Source organism: Cohnella sp. GCM10027633, assembly GCF_042675445.1.
Taxonomy (GTDB): Bacteria; Bacillota; Bacilli; order Paenibacillales; family Paenibacillaceae; genus Cohnella.
Genome location: NZ_JBHTGV010000009.1, coordinates 127,111 through 139,969, shown reverse-complemented (window position 1 = coordinate 139,969; position 12,859 = coordinate 127,111). Strand labels below are relative to the sequence as shown.

The window sequence follows — 12,859 nt, the reverse complement described above, 5'->3', positions numbered from 1 at the left end:
GTAGTTTAGAAGGAGGCACTAATGGGTCAACTAAGCAGAACAAGGTTGTTAATGCTTGTAGATGCAATAACGATAGCTTGTTCGATAATTATTGCGTTTCTTTTAAGGTTTGACTTACATATTCCCAAAGAATACTTTAATACGTTATCGATTGTAATTCCGATACAAGCCATATTGACGATATCCTTAATGACGTACTTCCGTATCTATAAGAGACTGTGGCAGTATGCGAGTACGAGTGACGTAGTATCAATATGCAAGGCAACCGTATTGTCATCGGGCATGCTGTATATTATTCACCATTTAGTATTGCATCCTGCATGGGACAATCTAATAATTCCACGCAGTATTCACTTGTTGTCTTGCATTCTTATCATCTTGTGCATTGTTGCATCCAGGTTCTTCTGGAAAATAATTCGTGACGACTTCATTAAGCTGCAGCCCCATCACAAACGAGTATTAGTGATCGGAGCGGGAAATACGGGCGTCAAGCTGATTAGGGACTTGAAGCAATCGGATAAGTCGGATCTATTTCCTGTTGTTTGCATCGATGATGACGTGTACAAGCGCAATCTTGAAGTACATGGCGTCCCGGTCGTCGGGGGAAGGAAGGATATCGCTAAAATCGTCGATAATTACGAAATCGATGTCATTGTCATAGCCATTCCCTCGGCAACTAAGGAAGACATGTCCGAGTTGGTGAAAATCTGCAAAAAAACCGGGAAAGACACTAAGATCGTTCCTCGCTTTCATGATTTCATTTCATCCGCTACAATAATTCCTAAAATCAGAGAAGTTCGGCTAGAAGATCTGCTTGGTAGAGAGCAAATTCGAACTGATCTGGACGAGATTATGCACTATATTCAAGATAGAACGGTTCTTGTCACAGGAGCTGGCGGTTCGATCGGGAGCGAATTGTGCAGGCAAATCTTGAACTATTCTCCGAGAAGACTAATTCTACTAGGTCACGGTGAAAATAGTATTTATGAAATAGAATTGGAGCTTAGAAAGTCGTATCCTGGTATTGACTTGGTGCCTGTCATCGCGGACATTCAAGATAAAAAAAGGCTAGAGTACGTATTTAAAGAATACGAGCCCAAAATTGTATTTCATGCGGCTGCGCACAAGCATGTGCCTTTAATGGAAAAAAACCCGATTGAAGCGGTCAAGAATAACGTGTTCGGTACGATGAATCTGGCGGAAACCGCACATCAATACAATGCCCACAAATTCGTTATGATATCGACGGATAAAGCAGTCAATCCAACGAATGTGATGGGGGCGACGAAAAGGATTGCTGAAATGATTATTCAGGGTCTTAGTCAGATCAGCAATACGAAATTCGTAGCTGTTCGTTTCGGGAACGTACTGGGCAGTCGGGGGAGCGTAGTACCGATTTTTAAGAAGCAAATCGAAGAAGGCGGACCGGTTACGGTCACGCATCCGGAGATGGTCAGATACTTCATGACGATTCCAGAAGCGGTGCAACTAGTCTTGCAATCAGGTAGTATGGCTGAATCTGGCGAAATCTATATTCTAGATATGGGCAAACCGATGAAGATCGTTGATCTAGCTACCGACTTGATTCGATTGTACGGAATTGAACCAGGGATTGACATCGAAATCAAATTTACCGGCATTCGCCCGGGAGAAAAGTTGTATGAGGAAATTTTATCCAGCGAAGAAGGGGCAAGGGCATCCAAGCACAATCGAATATTTATTAGTAAGCCGGAAAACATCGCTATCGACGGTCTGAAAAGGAAGTTGGATATTCTAGATAGAATATCGAGCAAATGGAACGAGGATCCCGACGGTGTATTGGTCAGGCAAATCATTAAAGAGATTGTTATTAGTTATCAATACAACGACGAGTACGGCGATTCCAAACAACTCGTTCTTGATGCGATTAGAGCTGCAGAGGAACTTGCCTCATCCGTAGAAAGTAAAAGCAATAGACAGGGGTAGGATCAATCAATGATCTATAAACGGTTTCTGAACGTTAAGTCGATAGCAACCTTGTTCTTCTTCATATTCATTATTGTTATGCCTTACTTTAGAGGCTTATTCAATGGGAATTTTCCGCTTTTTGATCTACCCATATATTATAGTTTTACATGTGCTTCGTTACTGATGATGACGATTGGAATTTATGCTATTAAAGAGAGAAAGTACAGCCAAATTCATACTTCTATATGGGTCGCAATGGCGATTGTACTTTGTTATTACATGGCGTCCTTCGGAGCAGCTTCACAATTTACGGCTTCTAAATCCGTTTATATTCAATTGGTGTTTGTGACTTTATTTATCTATGGAACGTTGACGACCTCCTTCCAAAGCAAGATTAATACGACTCTTGCAGGGCTCGTTGGATCAACATATCTGATTGTTCTATTTGGGTTGTTCAACTGGCTTGGCGTAATCCAATATCGGGATGCGGTATTGCATGAGCGCCTTGGGGGAGCATTTCAATATGCGAATTCCAACGGCGCACTACTGAGTTGCGCATTGATTGCATGCTTATTGTTGAATTTGACGATTCAAAAGAGACCCTATCTTATTGCAAACTCACTGATGCTAGTTCCGATCTTCACATCTCTTATTTTGACATATTCTCGGGGCGCTTACTTGGTATTCGGGATCGTGTGGCTGATCACCTTGTGTTTCTTATCGGTTAAACAACAGGTGGCATTCATTATACATTCGATTATAGCGGTGATGGCTTCTGTCTCGATAATTGAAACATTAATTGAAATCCGAGTGTCCATGAACGATGAAATATTAATATCGTATAAAGGCTTCGCGTTCTTGCTTATCGCATCGGCGATTGCTTCACTGCTAGTAGTAGGTATGAACTATCTTCTTGAAAGGAAGTTATTGAATCTATCGAGTTGGTCGGTAAAAAGTTCTATTCTACCTTCGATTATGATCTTAATATTGAGCCTTGGAGCTTGGGTTTCGTTAACGCTTCTCATTGAATACTTGCCGGAAAGGCTTCAGCTTCGGCTGAAATCGACCGACGTATTCTCAATCTTCTCCGAAAGAGGCACATATTATAAGGATGCAATCGACATAATAAAACACAAATGGTTGCTTGGATCCGGCGGTGGTGGTTGGGCGGCGCTATTCGAAACGTACCAGTCAGTTCCATATATCAGTCGTCAAGCGCATAGCTCTGTATTGCAGGTAGCGTCCGAGATTGGATTAATAGGTCTTGGGTTATTTCTATTTTTAATTATTTATGCCACGATTAGTTTTGTGAAGGACTATAAGCAATCGGATCGTATTGGGCTGCATCGAATGATTTTCTTCGTATTCGTCATAGCTTTGTTTTTACATAGCTTGATTGATTTTGATCTGAGTTATGTTTGGATCGGAGCTGTATTTTATCTAAGTCTAGGCGTACTCTTCTCGAATAGTGAGCAACGTCAAAGCAGAATGAGAAGTTGGAAATTACATCAACTGGTTTCCAAGCATAAAGCGAAAGTGTATATTGCAGCGTTGCTTCTACTAGGCGGAGTACTATTCATAAAATCCCTGACAGCAATTCAAGCTAATAATGTATTTGAAGATGCCAATAAAGTACTGAACACAACAAGAAATGCGAATGATCTATCCCGATTACTTAATAAAGCATTAAGTTTAGATTCAAAAAATACGAACTACGGAATGTTGAACGCAGCAGTACTTAAGAGCACCTACGAACAAACGCAAGATGTAAAGCTGTTGAGTAAATACGAAGATCAAATTAACGAGTTAACCAAGAATGAGCCTTACAATCGGGGCTTGATAGAACACCAATACAATTTAGCGCAGATGCAGGGGTATAACGAAACCGTTGCTCTTCTGTCAGATAGTATCGCTAAGCACCCTTGGGATATTTCGATTTATGATCTAATGATTAAATTGACGTACGGGCAAGGTTTAAACGACCGGAATAACGGTAAATCCAACGATCAGAATGAAGCATGGAAAATGGCGCAAGATGTACTTGAGAAAGCCATTGCGAAACGAGAATACTTACGATCCTTGCAAGCGGAGACGAGTGGATTTGAACCGACTAAGGATATGTTCTATAAGGCGGGACAAATATACTATTACACCGGCGAATACGATAAGGCTTCCAATACCTTCAAAGAAATTCTCCCGGCCGAGATTTCCGAGGAAGAAGACAAGGAATACGTACGCTGGTACCTCGCTTCTATTCATTACACGAGAGAAGCGGACACGGGCATAGGCAATAAACTGTTAGAGCAGTTCCCAGCAGAGCAACAGCGGGTAGATTTCATAATTAACTTGAAATAATTGTGGGGGGTACGACCAATGTCTTATAAAGGTTCTCGAATATTAGTCACCGGTGCCGACGGATTTATAGGATCGCATTTGACGGAAGAATTGGTGCGCAGAGGTTACGATGTTAGAGCGTTCGCAATGTACAATTCGTTCAACTCGTGGGGGTGGTTAGATCAATCGCCTAAAGAAATCAAGCCCTCGTTGGATGTATTCATGGGAGATATCAGAGATCCGCATGGCGTGAAACAAGCAATGAAGGGCTGCGATGTCGTGCTTCATCTGGCTGCTCTTATCGCTATTCCGTATTCCTATCATTCGCCTGACACCTATGTCGACACCAATATCAAGGGAACGCTCCATTTGCTTCAAGCGGCGCGAGAACTTGGCGTGTCGAAGTTCGTGCATACGTCAACGAGCGAAGTGTACGGTACGGCGCGTTTCGTGCCAATTACCGAAGCGCATCCGTTGCAGGGCCAATCCCCGTATTCCGCAAGTAAGATCGGCGCTGACCAGATGGCAATGGCGTTTTACGATTCGTTCCAAACGCCGGTGGCTACTATCCGTCCATTCAATACCTACGGACCTCGTCAATCTGCACGCGCAGTTATCCCGACGGTAATTACTCAAATAGCCAATGGGAAAAAGGCGATTCAACTGGGGGCGCTACACCCGACGCGAGATTTCAACTTTGTCGAGGATACGGTGAACGGATTTATTAGCGTAATGGAATCCGAGCGCTCAGTAGGAGAAATTATTAATATTGGAAGCAATTATGAGATTTCTATTGGAGATACGGTGAAGATGATCTCCGAAGTGATGAACTCGGAAGTGGAGGTCGTTACGGATTCAAACCGAATGAGACCTGAGAAAAGCGAAGTCGAGCGTCTCTGGGCGGATAATCAGAAGGCGAAAGAGCTTCTAGGATGGGAACCTGCATATGGCGGTAAAGACGGATTGAAGAGGGGACTAGAGAAAACGGCTGAATGGTTTACGAATCCAGAGAACCTAAAAAACTATAAAGCCGATTTCTACAACATATGAGTACGTCTATCGATTTACCTAAGCTTGTCGCGGCAATTAGGGAAGCAACCTGCTCGGACAAAGACTTCGTCGGTTTGCATGAACCAATCTTCGTAGGCAAAGAAAAGGATTATGTCGTTGATTGTCTAGAAACCGGTTGGGTATCTTCCGTTGGCAGATATGTTGATCAGTTCGAACAGATGATGGCGGATATTACAGGATCCGTGCGCGCGGTCGCAGTAATTAACGGGACCGCTGCCTTGCATATGTGCTTGCTGCTATCCGAAGTGAGAGCAAATGACGAAGTCATTTGTCCTGCGCTTTCTTTCATTGCTACGGCCAACCCTATCGCTTATATCGGTGCTATTCCGCATTTTGCCGATGTCGGCAGAGATACGCTCGGCTTAGATCCGGATAAGCTAGAGTGCTATCTGCAATCAATCTCCACGATTCAAGGCGATGAGTGTTTTAATAAAGTCACGGGTAGACGCATAAAAGCGGTCATTGCGATGCATACCTTCGGTCATCCTGTTAAGCTTGACCGTTTGCAGGAGGTTTGTCTGAAGTACAAACTCGAATTGGTCGAGGATGCGGCTGAATCGCTTGGCTCGCATTACAAGGGGCGACACACAGGCACTTGGAGCAAGCTTGCAGCAGTCAGCTTCAACGGGAATAAAATCGTGACCACAGGCGGCGGCGGCGTTATTCTAGTTCAGGACGAAGAACTTGGGAAATTAGCCAAACATCTTACGACGACGGCAAAGGTGCCGCACAAATGGGAATTCGTTCACGATCACGTTGGATACAATTATCGCCTCCCTAACCTTAACGCCGCATTGGGATGTGCTCAGTTGGAGCAGTTGCCTGCGTTCCTGGCAAGCAAACGCACACTGGCCGAGCGTTATCGCGGCATTCTGGCAGAGGTAGAAGGCGTTACTTTCTTTGACGAGCCGAAGGACAGCATCAGCAACTACTGGTTGAATACGATCCTGTTGAATGAAGTGGATAAGGGACAGCGGGACGAGGTTCTCAAGTACTTGAACGATAACGGGTTAATGGCGAGACCGGCATGGACGTTGTTGCACAAGCTGAATATGTACGAGGGTTGCCCGCGAATGGATCTGGAAGCATCCGAAGATCTTGCTCAAAGAATCATTAACATTCCGAGCAGCACTTTCCTTGGAGGCAATCATGAGTAAAAAGAAAGTATGCGTCGTTACGGGGACGAGGGCGGAGTACGGACTGTTATATTACCTGCTGAAGGGGATTGAGCAGGAACCGGATTTGGAATTGCAACTCGTCGTGACGGGCATGCATTTATCCCCGGAATTCGGATTAACCTATCGAGGCATCGTTGAAGACGGTTTTCGGATCGACGAGAAGATAGAGATGCTGCTATCGAGCGATACGCCGGTCGGCATTACGAAATCGATCGGTCTTGCCGTTCTGAGCTTTGCAGAATGCTTAGAGCGGTTAACGCCGGATATATTGCTGCTTGCGGGCGATCGTTATGAGATATTAGCCGCAGCTCAAGCCGCGCTTATCTTCAAGATTCCTGTAGCGCATGTATTCGGAGGCGATACGTCTGAAGGCGCTTTTGACGAAGCGATTCGTCATAGCGTTACGAAGATGTCTCATCTTCACTTCGTTACGAACGCGCAAGCGGCCAAACGAATTAGACAAATGGGGGAGAACCCGAACCATATACATCTTGTCGGCAGCACGGGTTTGGACTTCATTCGCAATGCGTCGTTGCTAAGCCGTGATCAGTTAGAAGAGAGTCTGGATTTGAAATTCAGGTCTAGAAATATCGCGGTAACTTTTCATCCCGCGACGCTTGACTTTCAAAAGCCGGAAGAGCAATTCGAACAACTACTTCTCGCGCTAGCTCAATTCGAAGATCTTGGCATTATTATTACGAAGCCCAACTCGGATACGTACGGCAGGAAGTTAATAGACATGATCGATACGTTCGTACGGCATCATTCGAACGCCAAATCCTTTACTTCGTTGGGCCAATTAAGATATATAAGCCTGCTTTCGCAAGTGGATGCTGTAGTAGGCAACTCGTCGAGCGGTCTCTATGAAGCACCCTCGTTCAGAATTCCAACCGTAAACATCGGAAACCGTCAAAAAGGTCGGCTGCAAGCAGCCTCCATCATTAACTGCGATCCGAAGCGAGAGGACATTATACAAGCAATGAACACTGCGTTCGACATGGAGTGTTCTAACGTAGTCAATCCTTATGGGGACGGGTTTGCGTCTGAAAAGATCTTGCGAATTCTTAAAAACTTGTCCGACACGAAAGCGGTAATACAAAAATCATTTTACGAGGTTGATTTTGATGAATAATGCCGTTCGTCAAGTATATATCATTGCAGAAGCCGGCGTTAATCACAATGGGTCTCTGGATATAGCGCTTCAATTAATCGATGCCGCGAAGGCTGCCGGCGTTGATGCCGTAAAGTTTCAAACCTTTAAGGCGGACAAGCTGGTAAGTAAATCAGCACCTAAAGCTGATTATCAATTGGCAACGACTGAAGCCACCGAATCTCAATACGAGATGCTTAAGAAGCTTGAGCTTTCCGAAGAAGATCATATCGTTCTAGATAAATATTGTCGAGAGACGGGGGTTCAGTTCTTATCGACGCCATTCGATCTTGATAGCTTAGACTGGCTTTGCGATCATTTACAGCTCGATACGGTGAAAATATCGTCGGGCGATTTGACTAACGCGACCTTGCTGCTTGCGGCCGCGAGAAAAAGAGTGATGATGATCCTTTCTACGGGGATGAGCAGCTTAGGAGAAATCGAGAGCGCGATGGGTGTTCTGGCATTCGGCTACCTGCATCCGAATGAAGAGCCCCAATCGGAAAGCGACTTCATAAATGCTTATCGTTCGGAACAAGGTCAACAGGAACTGAAAAAGCATGTTCGGATATTACACTGCACGACGGAATATCCCGCGCCGCTTAGCGAAGTCAATCTGAAGGCGATGGCCACCTTACATGCTGCTTTCCAATTGCCTATCGGTTATTCGGATCATACGGAAGGCATTGTTATCCCGATTGCAGCGGTCGCACAGGGAGCGACGGTCATAGAGAAACACTTTACTCTGGATCGGAACATGCCTGGACCGGACCACAAAGCGTCACTAGAGCCGGAAGAGCTCAAGCAAATGGTACAGGGAATCAGACAAGTAGAACAGGCGCTAGGAATCGGTTTGAAAGTGCCTAGCGATTCCGAAATGAAAAACGCGGCGGTGGCAAGAAAAAGCTTGGTCGCGGCTAAAGATATCGAAATCGGTGAAACGTTTACTTCCACTAATCTCACCGTAAAACGCCCGGGCACGGGGGTGGAGCCGATTAAGTATTGGGACCTATTAGGCACAACGGCTACTAGATCTTACAAGAAAGACGATGTGATCTAATCATGGCCGATAAGTGCATTGTATTCGGAGGCGGCGGGCATGCCAAAGTCCTGATTGATGTTTTGGAGAGCCAAAAAATTGAATTGATCGGCTATACCGCGTTGCAGCCCTCAAGCGACGAATTATTCAAGAACCTAAAATTCTGGAACGAGAACGAACTGGCGGTTAGTGACTTGGAGAAGATGACTGTTCGATTAGTGAATGGTATCGGCGCCATCGGGGACCCGAGTTTGCGAAAGAAAATATTCGAACGCTGGACAGCAGACGGGTATACGTTTGTAAGTCTGATTCACCCCGGTTCGATCGTGTCGAAGCATGTAGAAATCGAAGACGGCGTGCAAATTATGGCGGGCGCGGTCGTTCAACCGGGATGCCGAATCGGCGCGAATAGCATCGTCAACACTAGAGCGAGCATCGACCATGATTGCGTGATCGGAAGACATGTTCATCTTTCTCCAGGCGCGGTGCTTTGTGGCAGCGTCATAGTCGAAGACGAGGCACATATCGGAGCCGGCGCGACGATCAAGCAGAACGTACACATTGGAAAAGGAAGCATTGTCGGAGCAGGTGCTGTCGTGATCAAGGACGTTCCCTCAGGCAAGACTGTAGTGGGAGTTCCCGCGAAGGAGGCGAGCACATGAATAACTGGAAAAAGTCGCTTGTTATGCATACTGCAAGCATTCGCGAAGTCATACATGCGATCGACACGAACTCCATGCAAATTGCTTTAGTCGTGGACGGATCAAGCAAGTTGTTAGGTACCGTGACCGATGGCGATATAAGAAGAGCGATCTTGAACGGATATTCGTTGGAAGACATAATCACGAATGTCATGAATAAATATCCGACGGTCGTCAAAAGCACGCACGATCACAGCGAAGTCGTTGCGATCATGCGAAAAAAACAAATCAACCATGTTCCCGTCGTGGACGCTTTCGGCGTCGTTGTCGGTCTCGAGACGATTCAGAAGATCGTAAGGCCGGAATTAAGAGACAATTGGGTCGTATTGATGGCGGGGGGGCTGGGGAGCCGACTTAGACCGTTGACAGACGACTGCCCCAAGCCTTTGCTGAAAGTTGGGGGCAAACCTGTACTGGAGACGATATTGGAAAATTTGATCTCTTATGGTCTGAATAAGTTCATACTCACCGTGAATTATAAAGCCGAGATGCTAGAAGAATTCTTCGGAGATGGATCTAAGTGGGGCGTAGAAATCAGATATGTTAACGAAGAGAAGCGCATGGGTACCGCCGGGGCATTGAGCTTGCTTCAGGAAAAACCGGATTTGCCGTTTATCGTCATGAACGGAGATTTACTGACTAAAGTAAATGCGGGTAATCTACTGGATCATCATGCCGCCCAAAGAGCATTTGCCACGATGTGCGTTCGGGATTATGAGATTCAAATCCCTTACGGAGTTATTCATGCAGAGCATGATCGATTGACGAGTATCGAAGAGAAACCGATCTTGAGATACTTCGTAAACGCGGGAATTTATGTACTGAGTCCGGACGCCCTTCAAATCATACCTAATAATGAATTTTACGATATGACAACGCTCTTCGAGGATTTGATTAAAGCCAAGAAAGAAACTTCGGTATTCCCGATCAGGGAGTACTGGCTGGATATCGGGAAAATCGAGGATTACGAAAGAGCGAACGGTGAATATACGAAGGTGTTCGGATGAACGTATTGATCGTTGGTTACGGGTCGATCGGTCAAAGACATGCTGAGCTATTCGAGCAGCTTGATTGCAAAGTAGGTATCGTCAGTCGTCGAGACTCGGAACTATCCAGGGATTGCTATCATTCGGTTGCCTACGCTCTGGCTGCATCGACATGGGATATCATTGTCATTGCAAACCGCACGGCGGAACATTTTTTTACATTGAATGATATAATTCGATTAAAGTATACTGGAATCGTACTTGTAGAAAAACCGATTTTTGACGAATTGAAGGAGTTGGGGGAGCTTCCGTTTCGCAAGGTGCTTGTCTCCTATAATTTAAGATTCCATCCTGGCGTGCAAAAATTGCGTCATCTCTTAATCGGAGAAAAGACCATCTCCGCACACTTTTACGTCGGTCAATATTTGCCTGGTTGGAGACCGGGCCAAGACTACCGCGACAGCTACTCTGCTTCCAAAGAGATGGGGGGCGGCGTCCTTCGCGATTTAAGTCATGAACTTGATTTATTGCAATATTTAACCGGACGATGGACAAGGCTATCGGCAATCGGCGGCACGTACAGTCATTTGCAAATAGACAGCGACGATATCTTTTCGATACTTCTGCAAACTGATAGGTGTCCCGTCGCGACCGTTCAACTTAACTATCTCGATCGCATTACCCAGAGGCAAATCATTGTGAATACGGACCGACACACATTTTCTCTCGATCTTATTAAAGGGACGTTGAATGTCGACGGTGTAGTTGAAAGCTTCGATCTTGAACGAAATGCCACGTATCTTGTCCAACATCGTCAATTGCTCAACGAAGACTTCACGCAAATTTGCTCTCTTGAAGAAGGAATGAACGTACTTAGAATGATCGAGGCGATTGAATCGGCGTCGATCCGGGAAGTGTGGATGCAAAATGAAGTTGTGCACGATATGCGCTAGAGGCGGATCAAAAGGAGTCAAAAATAAAAATATCCGACTATTGGCTGGGAAGCCGCTAATCGGATACAGCATCGAACAAGCCAAGAAATCCGGGTTGTTTAAATATATTGCGGTGAGCAGCGATTCGAAAGATATTTTGAAGATCGCAGCGGAGTTCGGTGCCGATTTTTGCATTCATAGACCCGATGAGCTTGCATCCGACACGGCGGCCAAGTTGCCGGCTATTCGTCATTGCGTATCTTCAACGGAAGAACTGACAGGGGAAACGTTCGAAATCATCGTGGATTTGGACGCTACCTCTCCGCTGAGAATCCCCGATGAGATTGTCGGGGCCGTTCGGTTGCTGGAGAGTAAAAACTGCGGAAACGTTATTACGGGCATTACGTCGCGGCGCTCGCCCTATTTCAATTTAGTAGAGCTTAACGAATCAGGAGCAGTCCAACTAAGCAAGAAGCTTGAAAAACCGGTTGTAAGAAGACAGGATTCACCTAAAACGTTCGATATGAATGCGTCGATCTATGTCTGGCGCAGAGACGTGTTGATGGAGACGGAGGGACTATTCCAACTGGATACGTCGCTCTACGAAATGCCGGAAGAGCATTCATGGGATATCGACTCCGAACTGGATTTTGAATTTGTTGAATTGCTAATGAAAAAGAGGGCAAATTCATGAGCGAAAGATTCGACTATCGCAACTTGTATTCCTTAAACAACAAAACCGCGATCGTCACCGGCGGCGGTGGGATACTAGGCAAGCATTTTTGCTCGGCGCTCTGCGACTTCGGCGCTAACGTTGCCGTCGTAGACATCAACGAAGATGCCGTGCATAACGTAGCGCACGAACTCGTCAATAAGTACGGCGTGAAGGCAGACGGATTTATTTGCGACGTCGCTTCGCCGGACTCCGTTGCAAAATTGATCGCAGATGTTGTTGCGCATTTCGGAAGCATTGATATTTTACACAATAACGCCGCAAGTAAGTCAAAGGACTTAAATCAGTTTTTTGCACCTTTCGAGGAATACTCGCTTGAGCAATGGCGCGAAGTTATGTCCGTGAATATCGATGGCATGTTCTTGATGGCGCAGGCCGTTGGAAAACAAATGATAAAACAAGGTACCGGGGGATCTATTATTCAAACCGCTTCAATCTACGGCATTATGGCTCCCGATCAAAGGATTTATGAAGGTTCGAGTTATATGGGCGTTACGATTAACACTCCTGCCGTCTATTCCGCATCTAAAGCAGCGGTTGTTGGATTGACGAAATACTTGGCCACATACTGGGCCGATCAGAATATCAGAGTCAATACATTGACGCCCGGCGGCAACGAAAGCGGCCAGAACGAAGAATTCATTCGTAAATACTCCAATCGCATTCCGCTAGGCAGAATGGGGTACCCGCACGAGATGACTGGGGCGTTGATCTATCTCGCCTCGGACGCATCAAGTTATATGACGGGGCAAAACTTGATTGTCGACGGTGGGTTACATGCTTGGTAA

The 12,859-nt window shown here is 45.6% G+C and carries 11 protein-coding genes; all 11 read left to right on the top strand.

Translation table 11 applies throughout. The features are described from left to right. The first annotated feature begins 21 nt into the window (after nt 1-21). Genes ACFQZG_RS19425 through ACFQZG_RS19375 form a run of 11 tightly spaced genes read left to right on the top strand, consistent with a single transcriptional unit; the run spans nt 22 to nt 12,859 of the window. On the top strand, nt 22-1,965 hold the full coding sequence (locus ACFQZG_RS19425) for a polysaccharide biosynthesis protein (RefSeq protein ID WP_378155493.1): 1,944 nt from the start codon (nt 22-24) through the stop codon (nt 1,963-1,965). Nucleotides 1,966-1,974: 9 nt separating this feature from the next. Continuing rightward, a complete protein-coding gene (locus ACFQZG_RS19420) occupies nt 1,975-4,302 on the top strand; it encodes an O-antigen ligase family protein (RefSeq protein WP_378155492.1) in 2,328 nt (775 codons plus the stop codon). Nucleotides 4,303-4,320: 18 nt separating this feature from the next. Beyond that, nucleotides 4,321-5,331 (top strand): NAD-dependent 4,6-dehydratase LegB, encoded by a 1,011-nt coding sequence (locus ACFQZG_RS19415; protein WP_378155490.1) that lies wholly within the window; start codon nt 4,321-4,323, stop codon nt 5,329-5,331. Further along, the gene (locus ACFQZG_RS19410; RefSeq protein ID WP_378155489.1) at nt 5,328-6,509 is read left to right on the top strand and encodes a LegC family aminotransferase; all 1,182 of its coding nucleotides are present in this window, start codon (nt 5,328-5,330) and stop codon (nt 6,507-6,509) included. Before ACFQZG_RS19415 ends, ACFQZG_RS19410 begins: the two co-directional genes overlap by 4 nt. Then, nucleotides 6,502-7,662: a UDP-N-acetylglucosamine 2-epimerase gene (neuC, locus tag ACFQZG_RS19405; RefSeq protein WP_378155487.1), complete on the top strand. Its 1,161-nt coding sequence runs from the start codon at nt 6,502-6,504 to the stop codon at nt 7,660-7,662. The genes ACFQZG_RS19410 and neuC overlap by 8 nt, the downstream gene beginning before the upstream one ends. Beyond that, on the top strand, nt 7,655-8,740 hold the full coding sequence (gene neuB / locus ACFQZG_RS19400; protein WP_378155485.1) for an N-acetylneuraminate synthase: 1,086 nt from the start codon (nt 7,655-7,657) through the stop codon (nt 8,738-8,740). Before neuC ends, neuB begins: the two co-directional genes overlap by 8 nt. A gap of 2 nt (nt 8,741-8,742) precedes the next feature. Beyond that, nucleotides 8,743-9,381, top strand: a complete 639-nt coding sequence (locus ACFQZG_RS19395; protein WP_378155483.1) for an acetyltransferase — start codon at nt 8,743-8,745, stop codon at nt 9,379-9,381. Beyond that, nucleotides 9,378-10,427, top strand: coding sequence for a nucleotidyltransferase family protein (locus tag ACFQZG_RS19390; RefSeq protein WP_378155481.1), 1,050 nt, complete (start codon nt 9,378-9,380; stop codon nt 10,425-10,427). The genes ACFQZG_RS19395 and ACFQZG_RS19390 overlap by 4 nt, the downstream gene beginning before the upstream one ends. Then, nucleotides 10,424-11,359, top strand: a complete 936-nt coding sequence (locus ACFQZG_RS19385; RefSeq protein WP_378155479.1) for a Gfo/Idh/MocA family protein — start codon at nt 10,424-10,426, stop codon at nt 11,357-11,359. Before ACFQZG_RS19390 ends, ACFQZG_RS19385 begins: the two co-directional genes overlap by 4 nt. After that, complete coding sequence (locus ACFQZG_RS19380) at nt 11,334-12,032, top strand: acylneuraminate cytidylyltransferase family protein (RefSeq protein ID WP_378155477.1); 699 nt, start codon at nt 11,334-11,336, stop codon at nt 12,030-12,032. Before ACFQZG_RS19385 ends, ACFQZG_RS19380 begins: the two co-directional genes overlap by 26 nt. Then, on the top strand, nt 12,029-12,859 hold the full coding sequence (locus tag ACFQZG_RS19375; protein WP_378155475.1) for an SDR family oxidoreductase: 831 nt from the start codon (nt 12,029-12,031) through the stop codon (nt 12,857-12,859). The genes ACFQZG_RS19380 and ACFQZG_RS19375 overlap by 4 nt, the downstream gene beginning before the upstream one ends.

What these genes read in the sequence shown, in the direction of transcription:
- ACFQZG_RS19425 (WP_378155493.1), top strand. Translation starts at nt 22, where the DNA reads ATGGGTCAACTAAGCAGAACAAGGTTGTTAATGCTTGTAGATGCAATA.
- ACFQZG_RS19420 (WP_378155492.1), top strand. Translation starts at nt 1,975, where the DNA reads ATGATCTATAAACGGTTTCTGAACGTTAAGTCGATAGCAACCTTGTTC.
- ACFQZG_RS19415 (WP_378155490.1), top strand. Translation starts at nt 4,321, where the DNA reads ATGTCTTATAAAGGTTCTCGAATATTAGTCACCGGTGCCGACGGATTT.
- ACFQZG_RS19410 (WP_378155489.1), top strand. Translation starts at nt 5,328, where the DNA reads ATGAGTACGTCTATCGATTTACCTAAGCTTGTCGCGGCAATTAGGGAA.
- neuC (WP_378155487.1), top strand. Translation starts at nt 6,502, where the DNA reads ATGAGTAAAAAGAAAGTATGCGTCGTTACGGGGACGAGGGCGGAGTAC.
- neuB (WP_378155485.1), top strand. Translation starts at nt 7,655, where the DNA reads ATGAATAATGCCGTTCGTCAAGTATATATCATTGCAGAAGCCGGCGTT.
- ACFQZG_RS19395 (WP_378155483.1), top strand. Translation starts at nt 8,743, where the DNA reads ATGGCCGATAAGTGCATTGTATTCGGAGGCGGCGGGCATGCCAAAGTC.
- ACFQZG_RS19390 (WP_378155481.1), top strand. Translation starts at nt 9,378, where the DNA reads ATGAATAACTGGAAAAAGTCGCTTGTTATGCATACTGCAAGCATTCGC.
- ACFQZG_RS19385 (WP_378155479.1), top strand. Translation starts at nt 10,424, where the DNA reads ATGAACGTATTGATCGTTGGTTACGGGTCGATCGGTCAAAGACATGCT.
- ACFQZG_RS19380 (WP_378155477.1), top strand. Translation starts at nt 11,334, where the DNA reads ATGAAGTTGTGCACGATATGCGCTAGAGGCGGATCAAAAGGAGTCAAA.
- ACFQZG_RS19375 (WP_378155475.1), top strand. Translation starts at nt 12,029, where the DNA reads ATGAGCGAAAGATTCGACTATCGCAACTTGTATTCCTTAAACAACAAA.